This is a genomic window from Qipengyuania benthica, assembly GCF_030717865.1.
Lineage (GTDB): Bacteria > Pseudomonadota > Alphaproteobacteria > Sphingomonadales > Sphingomonadaceae > Qipengyuania > Qipengyuania benthica.
In genome coordinates this window covers 318,740-341,099 of the sequence record NZ_JAVAIL010000002.1, presented here as the reverse complement: position 1 = coordinate 341,099, position 22,360 = coordinate 318,740, and the positions used below count along the sequence as shown (strand labels likewise).

Genomic DNA, 22,360 nt, shown 5'->3' with positions numbered 1-22,360 from the left:
CGCCCAGACGGATCATCCGGCAACCGCCGAATTCGCGGCACTCAGCACCGCACGCACGCTGGCGGTGGCGACGTCCTCGTCGATGCCGACACCCCAGATCGTCGCGCCTTCAGGAGTGCGGCATTCGAGATAGGCGGCGGCGCGCGCATCGCGCCCGGTGCCCAGCGCATGCTCGGTATAATCGGCGACTTCGAGGCTGAGGCCGAAGGCGTCCTCGATGGTGGTCAGCACCGACGAGATGAGTCCGTTGCCGCGCCCGCTGACAGTGCGTTCCTCGCCCTCGACCGCGATCGTTCCGGTGAACAGGCGGGCACCGTCGGCGGCGCGGCGTTCCTCGTAATCGACCAGTTGAAAATGCTTGTCCGAAGTGTGCACATGATAGGCGTCGCGGAACGCTTCCCAGATATCCGCTGCGGTGAGTTCGCGTCCCAGCAAATCCGCCATCCGCTGGACGTGCGGACTGAAATTGGCCTGCATCCGTTTGGGCAGCTTGAGCCCCTGATCCTGTTCCAGCACCCAGGCGAATCCGCCCTTGCCGCTCTGCGAATTAACCCGGATCACCGCCTCGTAGCTGCGCCCCAGATCGGCGGGATCGATCGGCAGGTAAGGGACGCGCCAATGTTCGTCGTTCTGGCGCTCGGCGGCGGCGAACCCCTTCTTGATGGCGTCCTGATGGCTGCCGGAGAACGCGGTGTAGACCAGTTCGCCGCCATAGGGATGGCGCTGGTGAACGGGGATCTGGTTGCAATATTCCACCGTCTCGATGACCCGGTCGATATCGGAGAAATCGAGTTCGGGATTGACGCCTTGCGTGTACATGTTGAGCGCCATGGTCACGAGACAGCAATTGCCGGTCCGCTCGCCATTGCCGAACAGGCATCCCTCGACCCGGTCCGCGCCCGCCATCAACGCCAGCTCCGCCGCCGCGACACCCGTGCCGCGATCGTTATGCGTGTGCAGGCTGATCACCGCGCTTGCGCGATTTGGCAGATTGCGGATGAAATATTCGACCTGATCGGCATAGATATTGGGTGTCGCCGCTTCGAGCGTGGCGGGCAGGTTGAGGATGATCGGGTGGTCGGGGGTGGGGGCCAGCACCTCCATCACCGCCTCGCAGACCTCGAGGCTGAAATCGAGTTCGGCGGTGGAGAAGGTCTCGGGCGAATATTCGAAATGCCATCGGGTGCCCGGCTGTTTCGCCGCCTCGTCGCGCATCACCTTGGCGCCCGCCACCGCGATGTCGCGCACCTGCTCGCGGGTCATGCCGAAGACGATCTCGCGCCAGGCTGGGCTGACTGCGTTGTAGAGATGGACGATCGCGGCGCCCGCGCCCTCGAGGCTGGCAAAGCTGGTGCGGATCAGATCCTCGCGGCTCTGGGTCAGCACCTGCACCAGCACGTCATCGGGGACACGACCCGAGCGCACCAGCCCGGCGATGAAGTCGAATTCGGTCTTTCCCGCGCTGGGGAAGCCGATCTCGATCTCTTTTACTCCAATCTCGCACAGGAGGTCGAAAAACCGGTTCTTCTTGTGCGCATCCATCGGATCGACGATCGCCTGATTTCCGTCGCGCAGATCGGTGGAGAGCCAGCGCGGCGGCGCGGTGATGGTGCGGGTGGGCCACTGCCGGTCTGTCAGGGGCACTTGCGGGAAGGGCGCGTATTTGCGGGCGGGATCGCTCAGCATGGACATGGGGCAGGCTCTGCAATGGCGAAGAGGAGAGGCGGTTGGCGGCTGTCCCTTGGGCGTTCAGCGCGCCGCAGCAGGCACGCGAACTGTCACGCCCAAGGGCGCGTAAGTCGTAGCAGCAGGCCAATCTCGCTTCGCATGTTTGGGACCATGAAGACGCGCAGCGGGCTTGTAAAGCAAAAGACCGCGCGGCAAGGGAAGCAATATTCTGTCGCAACGCCCTCCGGAGATCTCATGGCCAAAACCCACTTGCTTTACGAAACCATGGGTCTGATCCGCGTCGTCGCCATGGAACCAGAGGGGCGCGCCACGCTGGAATATGAGGCCAAGCCGGAGCAGTGCCATTCGGGCGGGGTGGTGCAGGGCGGCTTCATCAGCGGCTGGATCGATGCTGCGATGGCGCATGCGGCATTGGCGAAGAACGGGATGGAGATCGTGCCGATGTCGCTGGAGCTTAAGGTGAGCTTCTTCGCGCCCGCGCGGCCAGGCAAGGTGATCGCCGAAGGCTGGGTCGAGCGGCACGGGCGACGCACCGGCTTCTACGAAGGCCATCTCAAGGACGAGCACGGCACCGTCCTTGCGAAGGGGACGAGTACGATCCTGCTGGCGGACAAGAGCCGCGTCGAACAGGCTGCGAAGAAAGCACGGCAGGAGTAACGCAGAGCTATCGCCAGCGCAGCCGATCGGCAGTGAGCTGATCGATGCGCGTCACCCCCATCAGCCGCATGCCGCGCTCAATCTCATCTTGGAGGATCGCCAGCGCGCGCTCTACCCCCTCCTGCCCGGCAGCTGCCAGCGCGTAGAGATAGAGGCGCCCACCCGAAGCGGCGGTGGCGCCGCCGCACAGGCTTTTGAGCACATGGGTGCCTCGGCGCACGCCCCCGTCGCAGATGATCTCGATCTCGCCGCCGACCGCATCGACGATCTCGCGCAGCTGGTCGAAGGGCGCGCGGCTGCCGTCGAGCTGGCGCCCGCCGTGGTTGGAAACCATGATCGCGTCCGCGCCGATCTCGACCGCGCGGCGCGCATCGCCCGCGCTCATGATTCCCTTGAGGCAGAAGGTGCCGCCCCAGTCCTGCCGGATCCGCGCAGCGGTGTCCCAATCCATGCCTGTGTCGAGCATGGTGTTGAAATAATCCTGGATGCTGACCGGCTTTCCCGTTCCCTCGACCACATGGCCGTCGAGATTGGGGAGGCGGAACTTGGGACCGAAGACATAGCCCGCTGTCCAGCGCGGGCGGGTGGCGAAGCTCCACAGCGAGGAGGCCGAGAAGCGGGGCGGGGTGGTGAAACCCGAGCGCAGGCAGCGCTCGCGCTTGCCCGAGACGATCGTGTCCACCGTCAGCGCCAGCGCATCGAATCCGCTTTGCTGGCAGCGCTCGATCATCGCGGCGTTGAGCCCCTTGTCCTTGTGGACATAGAGCTGGAACAGCTTGGGCCCTGCGGTCAGCGCCGCGATCTCCTCGATCGAATGCGTCGCCAGGCTGGAGATGCCGAACCACACCCCGAACCTGTCTGCCGCGCGTGCCACCGCGCGCTCGCCGTCGCGGTGGAAGGCGCGCTGCAGCGCCGTCGGGCTGAGCATCAGCGGGAGCGCGCTGCGGCGTCCCATGATCGTGCAGGAGGTGTCGATGGTGCCGACGCCCGCGAGAATATCGGGCACCAGATCGACATCGTCGAAAGCGGAGGTGTTGCGCGCCTTGGTTAGCTCGTCGTCGGCGGCGCCGTCGATATAGTCGAACACCGGCCAGGGCAGGCGCTTTCGCGCCAGCCGCCGGAAATCCTCGATATTGTGGCAGTCGCCCGGACGCATCGCGCGGTCAGTCCGCCCACGCCATCAAACCCGCAGCGCTCACTGCTTTTCGAAGGCGACGCTGATCTTGAGATCGACCGCATCCGAGACCATCGGGATGGCGTAGCCGATCCCCCAGCTCGAACGGTCGATGGTGGTGGTGGCGGTGAAGCCGACGGTCTCCGCCTCGCTCATCGGATTGGCGCCCGCGCCGCTGAATTCGGTCAGTAGCACGACGGGGCCGGTCTGCCCGTTCATGGTCAGATTGCCCGCGATCAGCGCACGGGTCGCGCCAAGCTGCGTGACCTCGGTCGAGACGAAACGCGCCATCCCCGGTTCGGCGCCGAAGAAATCGGGGCTGCCGCCGTCCTTGCCCGGGCGCAGCAGATGATCGCGCAGGCCCGCGCTCGGCACCGCGACCGAAGCAATCGGAATCTGCACATCGACCGTGGCGTCCTCGATCGCCGCGGGGTCGAGCGTCAGCGTGCCCGCGACATCGCCGAAGACGCCGAAATAGGGATTGAAGCCGAAGTGATCGACGCTCCACTGCACCAGCGAATGCGCCGGATCGGTGGTGTAGGTCCCCGCGGTGACGCGCGAGACGTCCATCGCGCCGGGCGTGGTCGCATCCTGCGCGGTCAGGCCGGTCAGGGCGAGCGTGGTGATGCCGGTGGCTGCGGCGGCGGTGAGGATCGTCTTGCGCATGGTGGAATCTCCGGGAGGGATCGGTTGGCGAAGGGGATGACGACTGGCGGTGTATCTCTTGCGCGGCATAGTGGCTCGCAGGAGGGGGCTTGTCCACCCGGCCTTTGGTGTATCCGGGACCGCAGCGAAGCGGATTATCGGGTTGGTCCACTTGGTGTGGATGCGCTGTAGGTGCAGTCCCAGTGGATTTGGCACGAGACTGGCCTGTCGGCTAACGACCCAATTGCGGCACTCGCCGATTTCGTCGCCCCGGGCTCGACCCGGGGTCCCGCTGCCTTCGTGCCGAGAGGCTCGACACCGGCAGGCGCGCCTACGTGGACAAACCCATCCCCTCGTCATTGCGAGCCGCCGCAGGCGACGCGGCAATCCATGACCGAAGCTTGCCGCCCGGCACCAACGCAGTCGCTCAGCCGCGACGTGACGCCCTCGATTGCTTCGCCGCTGCGCTCCTCGCAACGAAGAAAGCGGGACCCCGGGTCAAGCCCGGGGCGACGAGAAGTGAGGGCGGCGCTTCGATTTCTGAGGATCATGTCACCACGGGCAGCCACCGGCCAAGAAAGGCTGCTTGCCACGGTCCACCGCCATTAGCCGCTTGGCAGGTACCGACCCATTAGCGGACTCAATCGTTCATCCACTCGAGGCCAGATTAGATGCCGCAATCAGAATTAGTGCTATGCCAAGCAAGCGTGTCCGCCAAGCACTGCTGTCCGGGTAGGCTTCGAGGGACCTGCGCTCCTCAAAAAAAGCCTCGTGAGCACCTTCACTGAGCGCCTTATGTCGTCTCTCGTCCCTGCGCCTTCGGATACTGGCGATCCACGAGGCGTAGACTGCTAGAAGCAGTCCTAAGGCGATCAAGATCAGCGACAACATCATGCTTCATGGTATCAAGCGGATATTGAACGTCAATGGCAGCTTCCCACCCAATACCGGAACTGCCCCCTCGTTCTACTCCCCAACGCAAGCCGTCGTTCCGCGAGCACTCGCTGGCTCAGTTCTTCTCCTTGTCCACCAGCCGGTTCGCCCCGATCCACGGCATCATCGCCCGCAATTGCGCGCCGGTCTCCTCGATCGGATGCGCCTGCGCGGCCTTGCGGCTGGCCTTGAGCTCGGGCTGGCCGGCCTGATTGTCTAGCACGAAGTCGCGGACGAAGCGGCCCGACTGAATATCGGCGAGCACGCGCTTCATCTCCGCCTTTGTCTCGTCGGTGATGATTCGCGGCCCCGTCTTGATGTCGCCGTATTCGGCGGTGTTGCTGATCGAATAGCGCATGTTGGCGATCCCGCCTTCGTAAAGCAGGTCGACGATCAGCTTGGTCTCGTGGAGGCATTCGAAATAGGCCATTTCGGGCGCGTAGCCCGCCTCGACCAAAGTCTCGAACCCGGCTTGGATCAGATGGGTGATCCCGCCGCACAGCACCGCCTGCTCGCCGAACAGATCGGTCTCGCATTCCTCCTTGAAATCGGTCTCGAGGATGCCGGCGCGTCCGCCGCCCACGGCGCTGGCGTAGGAGAGCGCGAGCTGCTTGGCGTAGCCGTTTCCTCCATCGCCGCCGCTGGCGCTGCTCTCCTGATGCACCGCGATCAGGCAGGGTACGCCGCCGCCTTTCAAATATTCGCTGCGCACGGTGTGTCCCGGACCCTTGGGGGCGATCATGATCACGTCGAGCTCGGCGGGAGGTTCGATCAGCCCGAAATGGACATTGAGACCATGCGCGAAGGCAAGCGCGGCGCCGGGCTTCATCTGCCCCGCGATCTCCCCGGCATAGATTTTCGCCTGATGCTCGTCGGGGGCGAGCACCATCACCAGATCGGCCCATTGCGCTGCCTCGGCGACCGATTTGACCGTAAAGCCAGCTTCGCGCGCCTTGGCGGCGCTCGCAGAGCCCTCGCGCAGCGCGACGGCCACTTCGCTGACTCCGCTGTCGCGCAGGTTCTGCGCATGCGCATGACCCTGGCTGCCATAGCCGATGATCGCGACCTTCTTGTCCTTGATCAGCTGCTGGTCGCAATCGGCATCGTAATAGACTTGCATATTCACCTCTTTGGTCTTGCCGGCGACGGCCGGTTGCGGTGCGGGAGATCGCACCCGCTGAAACGGTCCGGCGGGTGCCGGAGTGTATTAGTCCTGATCTGCGCCGCGCATCATTCCCACGATCCCGGAGCGACCGACCTCGACCAGCCCGAGTTCGCGCATCAGCGCAATGAAACTGTCCAGCTTGGCGGGCGAGCCGGTCAATTCGAAAACGAAACTCGCGGTGGTGGTGTCGACGACATTGGCGCGGAACAGCTCGGCGATCCGCAATGCCTCGACGCGCGACTCGCCCTTGCCGGCGACCTTGACCAGCGCCAGCTCGCGCTCGACGTGCGGCCCGTGCTCGGTGAGATCGATGACCTTGTGCACCGGGATCAGCCGCTCGAGCTGCGCGCGAATCTGGTCGATCACCGGCTCGGGCCCGCGGGTGACGACGGTGATCCGGCTGACGGCATGGTCCTCCGAGATATCGGCCACCGTCAGGCTGTCTATATTGTAGCCGCGCGCGGTGAACAGCCCCGCGATCTTGGCGAGGATACCCGCCTCGTTGTCGACGATGACGTTGAGGACGTGGCGCTCGGAAGGATGGTCGCTCGCGCCCATCAGACCAGCGCCTTTGCTTTGTCGTCCATCGTCCCGCCGACCTGATCGCCATGCATCAACATTTCGGTATGCGCCGCGCCGCTGGGGATCATTGGGAAGCAGTTCGCATCGGGAGAAACCCGGCAATCGACCATCACCGGGTCGTCATGCGCCAGCATCGCCTCGATACCGGGATCCAGTCCCGCCTCGTCCTCGATGCGGATGCCCTTCCAGCCATAGGCCTCGGCCAGCGCGACGAAATCGGGCAGCGAGTCCGAATAGGAATTGGAATAGCGGCTCTCGTAGGTCAGCTCCTGCCACTGGCGGACCATGCCCATATATTCATTGTTGAGGATGAAGACCTTGACCGGCAGGCGGTACTGGCTTGCGGTGCCCAGTTCCTGGATGTTCATCTGGATCGAGGCCTCGCCCGCGATGTCGATCACCAGCGCGTCGGGATTGCCGAGTTGCGCGCCGATCGCTGCTGGGAGCCCATAGCCCATCGTTCCCAGGCCCCCGCTGGTGAGCCATTTGTTCGGCCCGAAGAAGCCGAAATATTGTGCCGCCCACATCTGGTGCTGACCGACCTCGGTGGTGATGATCGGGTCGCGATGCTTCGTCAGCGCGAACAGCCGCTCGATCGATTTCTGCGGCATGATGGAATCCGACCGGTCGGGGTAGGCGAGGCACTGGCGCGCCTTCCAGCCCGCGATCCGCGCCTTCCATTCGCCCAGATCGCGCGGCTCCCGGGAAGCCCAGCCCGCGACCATCTGCTCTAGCACCTGCGCGCAATCGCCCACAATGCCCAGCTCGACGGGCACGACCTTGTTGATGTTAGCGCGATCGATGTCGATGTGGATCTTCTTCGCCTGCGGCGCGAAGGCATCGAGCCGCCCGGTCACGCGGTCGTCGAAGCGGGCACCGACGGCGACGATCAGATCGGCGCGGTTCATCGTCATATTGGCTTCGTAGGTGCCGTGCATGCCGAGCATCCCGAGCCAGTCGGCATGATCGGCGGGGAAGGCGCCCAGACCCATCAACGTGCTGGTGACGGGAGCACCTGTCGCCTGCTGGAGCTGGCGCAACAGATCCGAGGCGCGCGGGCCAGCATTGATGACCCCGCCGCCGGTGTAGAACACCGGGCGCTCCGCCGCCGCAAGCATGTCGATGGCTTCTGCGATCTCATCGGGCTGGGCCAGCGTCCGGGGCCGATAGCGGGTCGAAGGAAGCGTCTCTTCCTGCCGCTCCGTCTCGACCAGCGCGATCTGCACATCCTTGGGGATGTCGACCAACACCGGGCCGGGCCGTCCGGTGGTGGCGATGCGAAAGGCTTCCTCGATCGTCGCGGCGAGCCGGGCGGGGTCCTTCACGAGGTAATTGTGCTTGGTGCAATGGCGAGTGATGCCGACCGTGTCGGCTTCCTGGAAGGCATCGGTGCCGATCAGGCCGGTGGGGACCTGGCCGGTGATGACCACCATCGGGATGGAATCCATCCAGGCATCGGCGATCCCTGTGACCGCATTGGTCGCCCCGGGGCCGCTGGTGACCAGTACCACGCCGGGCTTGCCGGTGGAGCGGGCGTAACCCTCCGCAGCATGCGCCGCGCCGGCCTCGTGGCGGACGAGGATGTGGCGCAGGCGGGTGTCGGCGAACAGCTCGTCGTAGATCGGCAGCACCGCGCCGCCCGGGTAGCCGAAAACGAATTCGACCTCCTGCGCCGCGAGACTATCGATCAATATTTGCGCGCCGTTGCGCTGGACAGTCACGGTTTTCTCCAATGGTTTTGTGCCCGTAGGTTCGGACGATAACCCGCAGGCGCAGATCGGCCCGACGCGGGGGTCACGCGCCGGGCCGACAAAACCTGCTATGCAATTCGAAAAGTGCGCTGTCAACGCGTGGTTTGAAACAAAGAAACAAAAATACTGCGTGGGGAACAATCAGCGCTATCGTATCGAGCCCAGTTCGACGGGGGTTGGTTGCGGAACCAGGTATATTGCCGCTTGGCATATTGTCGGGTTGCAGTCTGACCAGCAGCGATCGCCTCTTCGCGCGTCGCGTCGCCGCTGATCAATGCCGCCAGTTCTGGAACGCCGATCGCGCGCATGACGGGGAGCGCGGGGTCGAGACCTCGTGCGAGCAGCGCTGCCGCTTCGCGCTTGGCGCCGTGGTCGAGCATCTCGACGAAGCGGCGATCGCAGCGGGCGAACAGCCAGTCGCGATCGGGCAGTACAATCGCCGGATGAAGCTCGATTTCCGCCGCAATTCCGCCCGACTTGCGAGTCTGCCAGTGCTGCAACGTTAGCCCGGTTGCCCGAACCACCTCCAGCGCGCGGCTCGTCCGCGAGCGATCGGCCCGAGCGAGACGCGAAGCCGCCCCGGGATCCTCGCGTTCGAGCGCAGCGCGCGCCTTCTCCGGCGCGAGCGCGCGGACTGCCGCCCGTGTCGCGGGATCGATCTCCGGGATCGGCGCGATCCCGTCGAGCAGCGTGCGCATATAGAGCCCCGTGCCGCCGCACAGGATCGGCACCGCGCCGGCTTCGTGGAGTTCGGCAATCGTGCGCTTCGCCGCTGCAGCCCAGTCCGCCGCCGAGCAGGGGACAGCGCCGTCCCAGGTGCCGAACAAACGGTGTTCGATCCCGGCCATTTCGGCCGGCGAGGGCCGCGCCGAGATCACCCGCAGATCGGCATAGACCTGCGCGCTGTCGCAATTGATGACGACCGCGCGCCTGCCGTCGGCCTCCAGCTCTCGCGCTAGGCGCACCGCCAGATCGCTCTTGCCGCTCGCGGTCGGCCCTGCAATGAGCGCGACCGGCTTGTTTAGCGGTTTCTCGGGAGTTTCGCGCGTGCTCATTGTCAGGATGATAGCAGACCAGAACGGCCTAGAAACCCGCCTCGAAGCCGCCATGACGGCTCTGGATGCGGCAGGCATGCCCGTGGCGATGGCGGGGATGCTCGAATTCTGCGGCGACGTTCTGCAACTCTCGTTTCCCCAGGCCGAGCTGGCCCCGGCGCGAGCGCTTCTCGACGAGCACTTCGGCGCCTGCGACATGCTCGCCGCCAACCATCGGATCGAATTACCGCATCTGCTGGTGTCGGATATGGATTCCACCATGATCGGGCAGGAATGCATCGACGAGCTGGCGGATTATGCTGGGATCAAGGATCGGGTCTCTGCCATCACCGAGCGCGCCATGCGCGGCGAACTCGATTTCGGACAGGCGCTGACGCAGCGGGTCGGACTGCTCGAGGGTCTGGATGAGGATGCGATCGCGCGCTGCCTAGCCGAGCGGATCGCGCCGGTGGATGGCGCTCGCACGCTCGTGGCGACGCTCCGATCGCGCGGCTGCCGCGCAGTGCTTGTCACTGGAGGATTTCATCATTTTGCCGACGAAGTGGGCGCGCAACTCGGCTTCGACCGCGTGGTCGGCAATCGGCTCGCGGTCGCGGATGGCCGTTTGACGGGCGCGCTCGCGGGGCCGATCAGCGATGCCGGGACCAAACGCGCCACTCTGGAAGAAGAGCGCGGTCAGCTTGGCGCGGGCGCGCGCGTGCTCGCCATGGGCGACGGAGCCAACGACATCCCCATGCTGCAGGCGGCGGACTACGGCATCGCCTATCGCGCCAAGCCAAAGGCGCGCGATGCCGCAAACGGGCGCATCGACAGCGGCGATCTGTCCGCGGTGCTCAAGCTGTTCGACATTCCCGAGAACGAATGGGTCGCACGATAGCTTCCCTTGGACGGACGATAAGGCTATATTGACATTTCTGTTAGTAGAGGCACGTCCATGACCGATCAGAACGCCATCGAGCCTGCCCACGAATGCGCCCGCGACGGCACGCTGTTGCGCGATCCGCGGCGGGTGGAGCCGAGCTATTCGCTGCTTCGGGCCTATGGCCATTTCCGCGACCTGCTCAAGGACAAGGAAGAGACCAGTCACGTCTTCAAGATCTTCGAAGCGCTTCCGTCCAAGAGCTTCATACCGCGCGTCCGCGCCCTCACGCTGAGCGAACGGGGCGAGAAACTGCGGGCCGAAGAGCCGTTCCTGCCGCCGATTCTCGATGATCACGAAGCCTTGCGCCGCCTGCCCGAGGGTTCGGTGGCGCAGGCCTATTGCGATTTCATGGAGCGCGAAGGCCTGTCCGCTGCCGGTCTGGTCGCCGAAGCGGACAAGCTCGGTCGGCCCAAATATGGCGACCTGGTGGAATGGTTCGGCGCTCGCTCGCGCGACACGCATGATCTGATGCATGTGCTGACCGGCTATGGCCGCGACGGTTTGGGCGAACAATGCGTGTTGCTGTTCACCCATGGTCAGTCGCCCAGCCACGGCCATCTGCTGATCGGCTATGCGGGCGCTTTCAACATAAAGAAAACGGTCAAGAGCAAGGCGCCGGTCTATCGCGCCTGCCGTCAGGCACAGCGGACCGGAGTCGCCTGTCCGCCACTGGTGGAAATGTCGATCCGCGAATTGCTGGCCAAGGATCTCGAGCAGGTCCGGACCGAGCTCAACATCCCCGAGCCGTATTGGTATCGCGAGTGTCACCGAATCTGGCGCGAAGAGGGAATCGATCCCTACGATCTGCTGGCCAAGAACCAGGAGCCGGAACTGGCCGCGGCCTGATCAGCGCAGTTCCTTGCGGATCACCAGCTTGATGCCGCACCAGCCTTCGCCGATCGACGCTTGCTTCGTATCAAGGAAACCGAGCGGCTGACTTGCGGCGCGGATCTTGTCCAAGTCGATGTCGGTTGCGGTGGGCGGGGAGGACTGCGGCCAGCTTACCCACACCTGCCCATCGGGCGCGATCTGCTCTCTTAGAAACGCGAGTTTGGCGATGAGATCACCCAGCTCGGTCACGAAAATATGTGCCGCATCAATACCCTCGACAGGGTCGGCGACGAAGATCAGCTCGAGCGCGTATTCGTCGATTTCGTCGATAACGTGCTCGGGCATGGCGTCGAACCAGACCCGCTGCCCGTCGCGCAGGCCCAGCGTGCGAACCAGCGGAGGCGCGGGATTTGCGCCGGTCACGCGCGCTTGCCGCGCGGGATCATGCTTCCATCCAGTCGCGGAAGAAGCTGGCGTGCGCTTCGCGCAGTTCGGCCAAGGCGATCGCCTTGCCGTTGAACACCAGTGAATCGCCCCCGGTTCGACCGATCTCGGTAAGGGGAACATCTTCAGGGTCGAGTTCGACATCATCGCGATAGGTCACGACATAGAGCGCCTGGGTTTCGCTGAAGGCGAATTCGCCGGTCATCTCCCTGAGCTGTGCGCCGATCCCGCTCGCCAGAGCCATCTCGGCCAGTGCCACCGCCAGCCCGCCATCGCTGACATCGTGCACCGCGGTCAGCTTGCCTTCCGCGATCAGCCGGCGGACGATTTCGCCGCACAGCCGCTCGTCCTCGAGGTCGACCATCGGGCTCTCCCCATCTTCGCGGCCGCAAATCTCGCGCAGCCACAGCGACTGGCCGATAGCCTCGTGATGGAAGCCGATGGTGGCGATCCGCTCGCCCGACGCCTTGAAGGGCATGGTCATCATCGCGGAATAATCCTCGAGGATGCCGACGCCGCCGATCGCCGGTGTGGGTAGGATCGCGCTGCCGCCTCCGGTGGCCTTGCTCTCGTTGTAGAGGCTGACGTTGCCGCTCACGATCGGGAAATCGAGCGCGCGGCAGGCGTCGCCCATGCCTTCGAGCGCGTGGACGAACTGGCTCATGATCTCGGGCCGCTGCGGATTGCCGAAATTGAGGCAATTGGTCACCGCCAGCGGGCGGGCACCAACCGCGCTGAGATTGCGATAGGCCTCGGCGATCGCCTGCTTGCCGCCCTCGTAGGGGTCGGCATAGACGTAACGCGGGGTGCAATCGGTGGTGATCGCCAGCGCCTTCTTCGTGCCGTGGACCCGGACCACGCCGGCATCGCCGCCGGTCTGCAGCGTGTCGGCGCCGACCTGGCTGTCGTATTGTTCGGCGATCCAGCGGCGCGAGGCGAGGGCGGGACTGGCCATCAGCTTCAGCAGGTCGGAGGCGATGTCGTCGCTTTGCGGAACCTCGCCCAGCGGTGCGACCCTGGCCCACTCATTGTATTCTTCTTTCGAGAGATGGGGCCTGTCGTATTCGGGAGCATCGGCGGCGAGCGGGCCCAGCGGGATGTCGCAGACCACTTCCCCGTCGAACTCGAGTACCATGTGGCGGGTATCGGTGACCTCGCCGATCACCGCGAAATCGAGCTCCCATTTATGGAAGATCGCCTCGGCCTCGGCTTCGCGTCCGGGCTTCAAGACCATGAGCATCCGCTCCTGGCTCTCGCTCAGCATCATCTCGTAGGGCGTCATCCCCTCCTCGCGGCAGGGGACCATGTTCATGTCGAGACGGATACCCGCCTTGCCATTGGTCGCCATCTCCACGCTGGAGGAAGTCAGCCCGGCGGCGCCCATGTCCTGGATCGCGACGATCGCATCGGTCGCCATGAGCTCGAGGCAAGCCTCGATCAGCAGCTTCTCGGTAAAGGGATCGCCGACCTGCACCGTGGGCCGCTTGGTATCCGAATCCTCGCCGAAATCGGCGCTCGCCATGGTCGCGCCGTGGATCCCGTCGCGCCCGGTCTTGGAGCCGACATAGACGATCGGATTGCCCACCCCGGTGGCGGCGGAATAGAAGATCCTGTCCGCATCGGCGACGCCGACGGTCATGGCGTTGACGAGGATGTTGCCATCGTATGCGGGGTGGAAATTGGTCTCGCCCGCGACCGTCGGCACCCCGACGCAATTGCCGTAGCCGCCGATCCCGGCGACAACGCCCTGGACCAGATGCTTCATCTTGGGATGCTCGGGACGCCCGAAGCGCAGTGCATTGGCGTTGGCGACGGGCCGCGCGCCCATGGTGAAGACATCGCGCAAAATGCCGCCAACCCCGGTCGCCGCGCCCTGATAGGGCTCGATGTAGCTGGGGTGGTTGTGGCTCTCCATCTTGAAGATGGCAGCCTGACCATCTCCGATATCGATTACCCCGGCATTTTCGCCCGGACCGCAGATCACCCAAGGCGCCTCGGTGGGCAGCTTCTTGAGATGCAGCCGCGAGCTCTTGTAGGAGCAATGCTCCGACCACATCACCGAGAAGATGCCGAGCTCGACCATATTGGGCTCGCGTCCCAGCGCGTTGAGCACGCGCTCGTATTCCTCGGGGCTGAGACCATGCTGCTCGACGGTCTCGGCGGTGATTGGGGGGGCGATCGCGGACTGTGGGTTTGCCATGCGCGCGCGCTTAGCGCCGCACGCTCGCTACCGCCAGCCCCACGTGGCGGTTGTGCCACCGCGTCCGTCCGACCCAGAAGGCCAGCGTGGTGAGGATTGCGAAGGCGGTCATCATGGTCAGCACCATCGCCGTGGGCGATCCTTGCGGCTCGGGCCCGAACCAGCTGAAGGCCTGGAATGCGAGCATCGCGGCGATCAGGATCAGCGGCGGCCCCAGCGGACCCTTCGTCGCGCGGACATACCACACGAAGCAGCCCAGCGTGATCGCCAGCTCGAGCGGAATCGCGACTCCGGGGACGTTCCACAGACCCCAGCCGAGCTTGTCCTCTCCACCGACGAGGGTGAGGTCGGGGCGGTGCACCACGAGGTCGAGCAGCCAATGGCTCAGCACCACGACCGCGGCCCAAAATCCGGCGACCGTATTGCGCAGCCCGGCGCCGATCGCCACCCCGAACACCAGCGCGAACACGGCAGTCCCCAGCAGGCTGTGCGACAGCGGCATGTGGTAGAGATCGAGCGGGTTCATCGCGGTGATTCCCGGAACCAGACGCAGATGTTCGACCCCACCCAGCACGAAGAGGGCGAAAGCCCAGTCGACCAGTTGCGCGGCGACGAAGAGCGTCCCGAGACGAGGGCTTTCGGGAGCGGCGGCCGCGACGGCGAAGGCGGGAGCCCAATGTCCGATGAACATCGTTCTACTCCGGAGTGCGCGGCATCGCCGGCGCAATGGCTGCGGCGGCACGAATGGCGACAATCCACGTCATTAAGCATTCCCCCCGGAGGTGGTTACTTGACCCCGCAGAGCCGCGCGGTCAATGCTCTTGCCCATGGATACGGGACCGGTAGGAGGGGGCGCTTCGGATATCGCCCCGATGAATTTCGAGGATGCGCTGAAGGCGCTCGAAGAGGTGGTACGCCGGCTCGAGAGCGGCGACGTGGCGCTCGACGAGAGCATCGATCTCTACGAACGCGGTGCGGCCTTGCGCGAACATTGCCAGGCGCGGCTCGACGCGGCGCAGGCGCGGATCGAGAAGATCGTCACCGACGGTGCGGGCAAGCCGTCGGGCACGGAACCCTTCGACGCAGAAGGATGAGCGTGACCGCGATCCCGGATGCGCGCGCCGAGCTCAAGGAGGCGCTGGAGCGGATCCAGTCCGAGATCGATTCCGCTTTCGATGCGCTTCTGCCGGTTCCCGAGGACACCAGCGCGCGGCTGGTCGAGGCGATGCGCTATGCCGCCATCGGCGGCGGCAAGCGGGTCCGCCCGCTGCTGCTGGCGGCGGTGGCCGATCTCTACGGGGTGGATCGCACCGCGGCGATCCACGCGGGGTGCGCTGTCGAGGCGATCCATGCCTATTCGCTGATCCACGACGATCTGCCGTGCATGGACGACGACGATCTGCGCCATGGCAAGCCCACAGTCCACCGTGCCTTCGACGAGGCGACCGCGGTGCTGGCGGGCGATGCGCTTCATGCGCTCGCCTTCGACATTCTGGTGCGCCCGGAAATCACCGGCGATCCCTTCGTCCGCGCCGAATTGGTCGGTGCGCTCGCGCGCGCCAGCGGGCACGAGGGCATGGCGGGTGGCCAGATGATGGATATGGTCGCCGATGGTCAGGACTACGATCTGCGCCAGGTCACGCGTCTGCAACAGCTCAAGACCGGCGCGCTGCTCGCCGCCAGCGTCGAAATGGGCGCGATCCTGGGTCGCGTGGCGCCCGAGGGCCGGGTCCACTGGCGCGCCTATGCCCGCGATATCGGGCTGGCCTTCCAGATCGCCGACGATTTGCTCGACGTCGAAGGCGACCCCGCCAAGGCGGGCAAGGCGCTGCGCAAGGACGAGCGGCAGGGCAAGGCGACCTTCGTCACGCTGATGGGGCTCGAACCCGCCCGCGAGCAGGCCCGGATGCTGACCGAGCAGGCGATCGCCCGGCTTGCGTCGCATGGCGAGGATGCCAGCCTGCTCAAGGCGCTGGCACGCTATATCGTCGAGAGAGACAGGTAGGTTCAATGAGCAAGCGCATCGGTATCTATCCCGGGACCTTCGACCCGATCACGCTCGGCCATGCCGACATATTGCGGCGCGGCTGCAAGCTGGTCGACTGGCTGATCGTCGGGGTGACCACCAATCCGTCGAAAAACCCGATGTTCGACACCGCGGAACGCCTCGCGATGGTCCAGCGCGAAGTCGCCACCATGGGGCTGGGCAACGTCGAAGTCGTCGGCTTCAACGCGCTGCTGATGAAATTCGCCAAGGCGCAAGGGGCGAGCGTGATCGTGCGCGGACTGCGCGCGGTCGCGGATTTCGAATATGAGTATCAGATGGCGGGGATGAACCAGCAGATCGACGAGGACATCGAGACCGTCTTCCTGATGGCCGATGTCTCGCTCCAGCCGATCGCCTCGCGGCTGGTAAAGGAGATCGCGCTCTATGGCGGCGATATCGCGCCCTTCGTCAGCGAGCAGGTGCGCGAAGATGTCGTGGCCCGGGTCGAGAAGCTCGGGCTCAAGGGCGACTACTGAACCATTCATTGAACCGACAGCGCACCGAGGCTAGACCGCGCGCCGATCCCATGCCCCAACAAATGGACTATCCATGTTGAAGTTTTCGCCTGCTCTTGCCGCGCTCGCAGCGTTTGCCGTCACGCCGCTGGCGGGGTTTTCCACGGCCGCCCATGCCCAGGAGGCGCCCGCCGAGGCTGCGCCCGTCTACGCGCCGATCAACTACAGCATGGAGGAGGACCGCGAGAACATCCTCCTGCTCGACCTCTCCAATGGCGAGCGGGTGGCGATCCGGCTGATGCCGAGCTGGGCGCCCAACCATATCGAGCGGATCAAGACGCTGACCCGCCAGGGGTTTTACGACGGGGTGATCTTCCACCGCGTGATCGACGGCTTCATGGCGCAGACCGGCGATCCGACCGGGACCGGGCAGGGCGGGTCGTCGCTCCCCGATCTCGAGGCCGAATTCAATCCGATGCCGCATGTCCGCGGCACGCTGTCGATGGCGCGCGCGCAGGGCGAGGACAGCGCAAACAGCCAGTTCTTCGTCGTGTTCTATCCGCGCTTCAGCCTCGACAAGCGCTACACCAATCTGGGCCGGGTGATCGCGAACATGGCCGCGGTCGATGCGATCAATCGCGGCGAACCGCCCGCCGACCCGACCCGGATCGTGCAGGCTTCGCTGGCGAGCGACAACCGCCCGGTGCCGCCGCCGCAGGCCTACCAGGCCCCTCCGGCAGCCGAGATCTCCGCCGACGATCTCAACGCGCCGATCGCACAATAAGCTTGCACGCGGCTCGGCCCGCGTCGGCGGGACCGGTGATGCCATGAACATCGACCTTTTCGATTTCGCGCTTCCGCCCGAGCGGATCGCGCTGCGCCCGGTTCGCCCGCGCGATGCGGCGAAGATGCTGGTCGTGAGAGGCGAAGGCGCTTTCGAGGATCGCGGGGTACGCGACCTGCCCGATCTGCTGCGCGCCGGCGACGTTCTGGTGTTCAACGACACCCGCGTGATCCCCGCGCAGCTCGAGGGGCGTCGGGGCGAGGCGACAATCGGCGCGACGCTGCACAAGCGGGTCGATCTGCGCCGCTGGCAGGCCTTTGTCCGCAACGCCAAGCGGGTCCGGGAAGGCGATCTTCTCACCTTCGGCGGCGGGGTGACCGCCACGGCCGAGGCGCGCCATGAGGACGGCAGCTTCACGCTGTGCTTCGCTGGCGAAGAACCCGTCGAACTGCTGCTCGAACGCGCGGGCACCATGCCGCTGCCGCCCTATATCGCAGGCAAGCGCGGCACCGATGCGCAGGATCGCGAGGACTACCAGACCATGTTCGCACGCGAGGACGGCGCGGTGGCGGCACCCACCGCCTCGCTGCATTTCACCGCCGAACTGGTGGGTGCGCTCGATCGCGCGGGCATCGGACGCGAGACGCTGACCCTTCATGTCGGGGCGGGGACCTTCCTGCCGGTCAAGGCGCAGGACACCGCCGATCATGTGATGCACGCCGAATGGGGGCGGATCGAACCGGAGGTCGCAGAGCGGCTCAACGCTGCGCGGCGAGCGGGCGGGCGGATCGTCGCGGTCGGCACCACCTCGCTGCGCCTGCTCGAAAGCGCGACCGGCGAGGACGGCGTGATCGCACCCTTCGCCGGCGACACCGCCATCTTCATCACCCCTGGCTATAGCTTCCGCGCGGTGGACGGGCTGATGACCAATTTCCACCTGCCCAAATCGACTCTGTTCATGCTGGTGAGCGCGATGATGGGCCGTGAGCGGATGCAGGAAGCCTATACCCATGCGATCGCGAACGAATATCGCTTCTACAGCTATGGGGATTCCAGCCTCCTGCTTCCCTGACCGGCGCTCCTGGCGGGTGGCTTCATCATCGCTGCTTGCAATCCTGTCCCGGCGGGCACACTTGCACGCCATGTCCGAACCCATTCTCGAGCTCACCGGCCTGACCAAGGTCTATCCCGGCGGGCTGCGAGCGCTCGACAACGTCGATCTCACCATCAACAAGGGCGAGATATTCGCGCTGCTTGGGCCGAATGGAGCGGGCAAGACCACGCTGATCGGCGCGGTCTGCGGGATGGTCACACCAAGCTCCGGCACGATCCGCGCATTCGGTCACGATCTTGCGCGCGACTGGCGCCAGGCCCGCAAGCGGATCGGGCTGGTGCCTCAGGAACTTGCCACCGACATGTTCGAACCCGTGCGCCGCGCGGTAGCCTTCTCGCGTGGGTTGTTCGGCCTCCCGCCCAACCCCGAGCGGATCGAGGAGATCCTGCGTTCGCTCAGCCTGTGGGACAAGCGCGACGAGCGGATCATGGCGCTCTCGGGCGGGATGAAGCGCCGGGTGCTGATCGCAAAGGCGCTGGCGCACGACCCGGATTTGCTGTTTCTCGACGAGCCCACCGCGGGCGTCGACGTCGAATTGCGCAAGGGCATGTGGCAGCTGATCGACGAGATGCGCGGGCGCGGGGTCACCGTGATCCTCACCACCCACTACATCGAGGAAGCCGAGGAAATGGCCGACCGCGTCGGAGTGATCCGCAACGGCCGCCTGCTGATGGTCGACGAGAAGGCCAAGATGATGGCGCGGCTTGGAAGGACGGAGGCGCATATCGCGCTGGCGGAGCCGATGGCCGCGATCCCGCCGGCGCTCGCGCATTTCCCGATCGAGATCGAGCAGGACGGGCTCGGCCTGTGCTATCGCGGCGGCGACGGGACCGGCAAGGGCAAGCAGGAAGTCGCCGCGCTGACCAAGGCGCTGACCGGCGCCGGAATCGACTATGTCGGGATCGACGTGCGCGAAAGCAGCCTCGAGGACATCTTCGTCTCGGTGCTGGGCGAGAACGACGTGCCGCAGCAAACCAAGGTCGAGAGGGAAGCCGTCTGATGCATTTCAGTGCCCGTTCGGCCTGGTCGATCTTCATCCGCGAGATCATGCGCGCGTTTCGCACCGCCTTTCAGTCGATCATCGCCCCGGTGCTCACCACATCGCTTTATTTCATCGTCTTCGGCGCGGCGATCGGCGGCCGCATGCCCGATCTCGGCGGCGTGGATTACGGCGCCTTCATCATCCCCGGCCTGCTGATGCTGACGCTGCTGGGGGAGACCACCAGCAACGCCAGCTTCGGCATCTACATGCCGCGGTTTACCGGCACGATTTACGAACTGCTGTCGGCCCCGGTCGGGGTGGGTGAGACCTTGGCGGGCTTCGTCGGGGCGGCGGCGGTCAAGAGCCTGATCCTGGCCGCGATCATCTTGCTGACCGCGCGGCTGTTCGTCGATTACTCGATCGCGCATCCGGTGCTGGCCTTCGTCTACATCATCCTGGTTGCGGCGAGTTTCAGCCTATTCGGCTTCATCCTCGGGGTCTGGGCCGACAATTTCGAGAAGCTGGGGATCATCCCGCTGCTGTTCCTCACCCCGCTGACCTTCCTCGGCGGAACTTTCTACTCGATCGAGATGTTGCCTCAGCCCTGGGACACGATCGCGCTGTTCAATCCGATCGTCTATCTGGTCAGCGGCTTGCGCTGGACGTTCTACGGCAGCGCGGATGTCGACATCTGGATCAGTTTCGCGATCACGCTGGGCTTCCTCGCGACCTGCATCGCCATCATCGCCACCATCTTCAAGACGGGCTGGCGACTGCGCGCCTGATTGGCTAGGCCCACCGGGTCATGACTCTGAACGCACGGCATTTTCTCCTTCCGGCGATGGCGTCGGTCGCGCTGCTCGCCTCGCCTGCCCGGGGCGAACTTCCGCAAGGAGTGAGCAAGATGATCGAGGCTGCGCGCGCCACGGGCGATGCGGCCAAGGTCGCCACCGCGCTCGAACTCGCGCGCAGTGCCTTTCCCGAGAAGGCGGAAGATATCGCCGCGATCGAAGCCGAATGGGCAGCGGCCAAGGCCGAGCGCGATGCGCTTGCCGCCGCGCAGCATGAAGAGAAAATCCGCACTGCGAGTGCGTTCGACCTTTGGAGCGGCGAAGGCGAGCTGGGCGGTTTCCAGTCGAGCGGCAACAGCGAAACGGCCGGCCTCACGGCCTCGCTATCGCTCGTGCGCAAGGGCATAGACTGGACGCACCGGGTGCGTGCCCGGGCGGATTATCAGCGTCAGAACGGCGTCACCAGCCGCGAGAACTTTCTCTTTGCCTACGAGCCGCGCTGGCAATTCGGCGAGGACGTGTTCGCCTACGGACTGGCGCAATTCGAGCGCGACCGGATCCAGGGCTATACCGGTCGCTATGCGATCTCGGGCGGGCTGGGATACAACATCGTCGACAACGGTGACCTCTCGCTCTCCGTCAAGGCGGGGCCCGCCTTCCGGGTCACCCAATCCACCGACGGCAGCAGCGAGAGCCGCATCGCCGGACTGGTGGGGGTCGATTTCGACTGGCGGATTCTCGAGCGGCTGACGCTCACGCAGGATGTCAACGCACTCGCCGAGACCGGCGGTCAGGCGGTGGCGGTGTTCGATGCCGCCGGCACCACCCTCAATCTGATCACCGGGCTGGATTTCCGGGTCACCGACAGTCTGCGCGCGCGACTGTCCTATCAGGTGGACTACGACAGCAATCCTCCCATCGGCAACGTCACCACGGACACGCTGACGCGCGCCACCATCATCTACGGGTTCTGACCATGACCGAACGGTTCTCCTTCCGCATCGACGCCACCGACGGCAAGGCGCGCACCGGTCGCATCGCAATGTTGCGCGGTGAGATCCGCACGCCCGCCTTCATGCCCGTCGGAACCGCGGCGACGGTCAAGGCGATGAAGCCCGAAGCCGTGCGCAAGACCGGTGCCGACATCATCCTGGGCAACACTTATCATCTGATGCTGCGCCCCGGTGCAGAGCGGATGGCGCGACTTGGTGGGCTCCACTCTTTCATGAACTGGCAGCGCCCGATCCTGACCGACAGCGGCGGCTATCAGGTGATGAGCCTGTCCGAGCTCAACAAGCTCACCGAGGAAGGCGTCGAGTTCCGCAGCCATCTCGATGGCTCGAAGCACATGCTGACCCCCGAACGCTCGATGGAAATCCAGCGGCTGCTGGGATCCGACATCGTCATGGCCTTCGACGAATGTCCGCGCGCCGATCGCCCGTTCGCCGAGATCGAGGCGAGCATGGAAATGTCGATGCGCTGGGCGAAGCGCAGCCGCGACGCCTTCGACACCGGCGGCGATCACGCGGCGCGCGCCGCATTGTTCGGTATCCAGCAGGGTGCGCTCGACGAGGGCCTCCGCGCCCGCTCCGCCGCAGCGCTGCGCGAAATCGGCTTCGACGGCTACGCCATCGGCGGACTGGCGGTGGGCGAGGGGCAGGAGGCGATGTTCGCCACGCTCGATTTCGCGCCCGATCAATTGCCCGAGGACGCGCCGCGTTATCTCATGGGGGTCGGCAAGCCCGACGATCTGGTCGGCGCGGTCGAACGCGGGATCGACATGTTCGACTGCGTGCTGCCGAGCCGTTCGGGCCGCAACGGCCAGGCCTTTACCTGGAACGGGCCGATCAATTTGCGCAACGCGCGCTTCGCCGAGGATCTGGAGCCCCTGGATTCGCGCTGCGCCTGCGACACCTGCGCCACCTACTCGCGCGCCTATCTCCACCATCTGATCAAAGCCGGCGAAATCCTCGGCGCGATGCTGATGACCGAACACAACATCGCTTTTTACCAGCAGCTGATGCAGGCAATGCGCGATGCGATCGGTGCAGCTCGTTTCGCCGGCTTTGCGGATGATTTCCGGCGGAATTATTGCAAGACCTGAAAGGCTTGCGCCTTCTTCGCGCGCCGGTAGACTGC

General features: G+C 65.2%; 22 protein-coding genes. 12 read left to right on the top strand and 10 right to left on the bottom strand.

Annotated features, from left to right (window positions below):
- Positions 1–12: 12 nt before the first annotated feature.
- On the bottom strand, positions 13–1,692 hold the full coding sequence (gene leuA / locus Q9K01_RS06955) for a 2-isopropylmalate synthase (protein ID WP_305929493.1): 1,680 nt from the start codon (positions 1,690–1,692) through the stop codon (positions 13–15).
- A gap of 231 nt (positions 1,693–1,923) precedes the next feature.
- Between leuA and Q9K01_RS06950 the strand changes: the two genes are divergently transcribed.
- A complete protein-coding gene (locus Q9K01_RS06950; RefSeq protein ID WP_305929492.1) occupies positions 1,924–2,346 on the top strand; it encodes a PaaI family thioesterase in 423 nt (140 codons plus the stop codon).
- 7 nt (positions 2,347–2,353) lie between these two features.
- Here the strand turns inward: Q9K01_RS06950 and Q9K01_RS06945 are convergent, their stop codons facing one another.
- The 6 genes from Q9K01_RS06945 to miaA all read right to left on the bottom strand — a co-directional run bounded on the left by Q9K01_RS06945 (position 2,354) and on the right by miaA (position 9,651).
- Positions 2,354–3,502, bottom strand: a complete 1,149-nt coding sequence (locus Q9K01_RS06945) for an alpha-hydroxy acid oxidase (RefSeq protein ID WP_305929491.1) — start codon at positions 3,500–3,502, stop codon at positions 2,354–2,356.
- Between the two features lie 39 nt (positions 3,503–3,541).
- The gene (locus Q9K01_RS06940) at positions 3,542–4,186 is read right to left on the bottom strand and encodes a YceI family protein (protein WP_305929490.1); all 645 of its coding nucleotides are present in this window, start codon (positions 4,184–4,186) and stop codon (positions 3,542–3,544) included.
- Positions 4,187–5,174: 988 nt separating this feature from the next.
- Positions 5,175–6,218 (bottom strand): ketol-acid reductoisomerase, encoded by a 1,044-nt coding sequence (gene ilvC / locus Q9K01_RS06935; RefSeq protein WP_305929890.1) that lies wholly within the window; start codon positions 6,216–6,218, stop codon positions 5,175–5,177.
- An 87-nt stretch (positions 6,219–6,305) separates the two neighbouring features.
- Positions 6,306–6,821 (bottom strand): acetolactate synthase small subunit, encoded by a 516-nt coding sequence (ilvN, locus tag Q9K01_RS06930; RefSeq protein ID WP_305929489.1) that lies wholly within the window; start codon positions 6,819–6,821, stop codon positions 6,306–6,308.
- On the bottom strand, positions 6,821–8,566 hold the full coding sequence (ilvB, locus tag Q9K01_RS06925; protein WP_305929488.1) for a biosynthetic-type acetolactate synthase large subunit: 1,746 nt from the start codon (positions 8,564–8,566) through the stop codon (positions 6,821–6,823). The genes ilvN and ilvB overlap by 1 nt, the downstream gene beginning before the upstream one ends.
- A 122-nt stretch (positions 8,567–8,688) precedes the next feature.
- Positions 8,689–9,651 (bottom strand): tRNA (adenosine(37)-N6)-dimethylallyltransferase MiaA, encoded by a 963-nt coding sequence (gene miaA / locus Q9K01_RS06920; protein WP_305929487.1) that lies wholly within the window; start codon positions 9,649–9,651, stop codon positions 8,689–8,691.
- 7 nt (positions 9,652–9,658) lie between these two features.
- Between miaA and serB the strand changes: the two genes are divergently transcribed.
- Together serB and Q9K01_RS06910 are read left to right on the top strand one after the other, a co-directional pair.
- On the top strand, positions 9,659–10,528 hold the full coding sequence (gene serB / locus Q9K01_RS06915; protein WP_305929486.1) for a phosphoserine phosphatase SerB: 870 nt from the start codon (positions 9,659–9,661) through the stop codon (positions 10,526–10,528).
- A gap of 57 nt (positions 10,529–10,585) precedes the next feature.
- Complete coding sequence (locus tag Q9K01_RS06910) at positions 10,586–11,419, top strand: Coq4 family protein (protein WP_305929485.1); 834 nt, start codon at positions 10,586–10,588, stop codon at positions 11,417–11,419.
- Here the strand turns inward: Q9K01_RS06910 and Q9K01_RS06905 are convergent, their stop codons facing one another.
- From Q9K01_RS06905 to Q9K01_RS06895, 3 genes are read right to left on the bottom strand one after another with little or no spacing between them, the layout of a single operon-like run.
- Entirely contained in the window at positions 11,420–11,827 is a 408-nt protein-coding gene (locus Q9K01_RS06905; RefSeq protein WP_305929484.1) for a DUF3052 family protein, read from the bottom strand. It lies immediately after the preceding gene.
- A gap of 19 nt (positions 11,828–11,846) precedes the next feature.
- Positions 11,847–14,048, bottom strand: coding sequence for a phosphoribosylformylglycinamidine synthase subunit PurL (purL, locus tag Q9K01_RS06900; protein WP_305929483.1), 2,202 nt, complete (start codon positions 14,046–14,048; stop codon positions 11,847–11,849).
- Between the two features lie 10 nt (positions 14,049–14,058).
- Positions 14,059–14,739, bottom strand: a complete 681-nt coding sequence (locus tag Q9K01_RS06895) for a hypothetical protein (protein ID WP_305929482.1) — start codon at positions 14,737–14,739, stop codon at positions 14,059–14,061.
- A 136-nt stretch (positions 14,740–14,875) separates the two neighbouring features.
- Here Q9K01_RS06895 and Q9K01_RS06890 point away from each other — a divergent pair, with 136 nt between their 5' ends.
- The 9 genes from Q9K01_RS06890 (at position 14,876) to tgt (ending at position 22,325) form a co-directional block, all read left to right on the top strand.
- Entirely contained in the window at positions 14,876–15,142 is a 267-nt protein-coding gene (locus Q9K01_RS06890) for an exodeoxyribonuclease VII small subunit (protein WP_305929481.1), read from the top strand.
- Positions 15,139–16,053, top strand: coding sequence for a polyprenyl synthetase family protein (locus Q9K01_RS06885; protein WP_305929480.1), 915 nt, complete (start codon positions 15,139–15,141; stop codon positions 16,051–16,053). The genes Q9K01_RS06890 and Q9K01_RS06885 overlap by 4 nt, the downstream gene beginning before the upstream one ends.
- A gap of 5 nt (positions 16,054–16,058) precedes the next feature.
- Entirely contained in the window at positions 16,059–16,571 is a 513-nt protein-coding gene (coaD, locus tag Q9K01_RS06880) for a pantetheine-phosphate adenylyltransferase (protein ID WP_305929479.1), read from the top strand.
- Between the two features lie 73 nt (positions 16,572–16,644).
- Positions 16,645–17,334 (top strand): peptidylprolyl isomerase, encoded by a 690-nt coding sequence (locus tag Q9K01_RS06875; protein ID WP_305929478.1) that lies wholly within the window; start codon positions 16,645–16,647, stop codon positions 17,332–17,334.
- Between the two features lie 43 nt (positions 17,335–17,377).
- Positions 17,378–18,406, top strand: coding sequence for a tRNA preQ1(34) S-adenosylmethionine ribosyltransferase-isomerase QueA (gene queA, locus Q9K01_RS06870; RefSeq protein WP_305929477.1), 1,029 nt, complete (start codon positions 17,378–17,380; stop codon positions 18,404–18,406).
- Positions 18,407–18,476: 70 nt separating this feature from the next.
- The gene (locus Q9K01_RS06865) at positions 18,477–19,448 is read left to right on the top strand and encodes an ABC transporter ATP-binding protein (protein WP_305929476.1); all 972 of its coding nucleotides are present in this window, start codon (positions 18,477–18,479) and stop codon (positions 19,446–19,448) included.
- Entirely contained in the window at positions 19,448–20,215 is a 768-nt protein-coding gene (locus Q9K01_RS06860; protein ID WP_305929475.1) for an ABC transporter permease, read from the top strand. The genes Q9K01_RS06865 and Q9K01_RS06860 overlap by 1 nt, the downstream gene beginning before the upstream one ends.
- A gap of 20 nt (positions 20,216–20,235) precedes the next feature.
- Positions 20,236–21,195 carry a DUF481 domain-containing protein gene (locus Q9K01_RS06855; protein ID WP_305929474.1) on the top strand — a complete coding sequence of 320 codons (960 nt, stop codon included), beginning with the start codon at positions 20,236–20,238 and terminating at the stop codon, positions 21,193–21,195.
- A 2-nt stretch (positions 21,196–21,197) separates the two neighbouring features.
- On the top strand, positions 21,198–22,325 hold the full coding sequence (gene tgt, locus Q9K01_RS06850; RefSeq protein WP_305929473.1) for a tRNA guanosine(34) transglycosylase Tgt: 1,128 nt from the start codon (positions 21,198–21,200) through the stop codon (positions 22,323–22,325).
- Positions 22,326–22,360 lie beyond the last annotated feature (35 nt).

Coding starts and splice junctions, on each gene's coding strand:
- leuA (WP_305929493.1), bottom strand. CDS start 1,692: ATGTCCATGCTGAGCGATCCCGCCCGCAAATACGCGCCCTTCCCGCAA.
- Q9K01_RS06950 (WP_305929492.1), top strand. CDS start 1,924: ATGGCCAAAACCCACTTGCTTTACGAAACCATGGGTCTGATCCGCGTC.
- Q9K01_RS06945 (WP_305929491.1), bottom strand. CDS start 3,502: ATGCGTCCGGGCGACTGCCACAATATCGAGGATTTCCGGCGGCTGGCG.
- Q9K01_RS06940 (WP_305929490.1), bottom strand. CDS start 4,186: ATGCGCAAGACGATCCTCACCGCCGCCGCAGCCACCGGCATCACCACG.
- ilvC (WP_305929890.1), bottom strand. CDS start 6,218: ATGCAAGTCTATTACGATGCCGATTGCGACCAGCAGCTGATCAAGGAC.
- ilvN (WP_305929489.1), bottom strand. CDS start 6,821: ATGGGCGCGAGCGACCATCCTTCCGAGCGCCACGTCCTCAACGTCATC.
- miaA (WP_305929487.1), bottom strand. CDS start 9,651: ATGAGCACGCGCGAAACTCCCGAGAAACCGCTAAACAAGCCGGTCGCG.
- serB (WP_305929486.1), top strand. CDS start 9,659: ATGATAGCAGACCAGAACGGCCTAGAAACCCGCCTCGAAGCCGCCATG.
- Q9K01_RS06910 (WP_305929485.1), top strand. CDS start 10,586: ATGACCGATCAGAACGCCATCGAGCCTGCCCACGAATGCGCCCGCGAC.
- purL (WP_305929483.1), bottom strand. CDS start 14,048: ATGGCAAACCCACAGTCCGCGATCGCCCCCCCAATCACCGCCGAGACC.
- Q9K01_RS06895 (WP_305929482.1), bottom strand. CDS start 14,739: ATGTTCATCGGACATTGGGCTCCCGCCTTCGCCGTCGCGGCCGCCGCT.
- Q9K01_RS06890 (WP_305929481.1), top strand. CDS start 14,876: ATGGATACGGGACCGGTAGGAGGGGGCGCTTCGGATATCGCCCCGATG.
- Q9K01_RS06885 (WP_305929480.1), top strand. CDS start 15,139: ATGAGCGTGACCGCGATCCCGGATGCGCGCGCCGAGCTCAAGGAGGCG.
- coaD (WP_305929479.1), top strand. CDS start 16,059: ATGAGCAAGCGCATCGGTATCTATCCCGGGACCTTCGACCCGATCACG.
- Q9K01_RS06875 (WP_305929478.1), top strand. CDS start 16,645: ATGTTGAAGTTTTCGCCTGCTCTTGCCGCGCTCGCAGCGTTTGCCGTC.
- queA (WP_305929477.1), top strand. CDS start 17,378: ATGAACATCGACCTTTTCGATTTCGCGCTTCCGCCCGAGCGGATCGCG.
- Q9K01_RS06865 (WP_305929476.1), top strand. CDS start 18,477: ATGTCCGAACCCATTCTCGAGCTCACCGGCCTGACCAAGGTCTATCCC.
- Q9K01_RS06860 (WP_305929475.1), top strand. CDS start 19,448: ATGCATTTCAGTGCCCGTTCGGCCTGGTCGATCTTCATCCGCGAGATC.
- Q9K01_RS06855 (WP_305929474.1), top strand. CDS start 20,236: ATGACTCTGAACGCACGGCATTTTCTCCTTCCGGCGATGGCGTCGGTC.
- tgt (WP_305929473.1), top strand. CDS start 21,198: ATGACCGAACGGTTCTCCTTCCGCATCGACGCCACCGACGGCAAGGCG.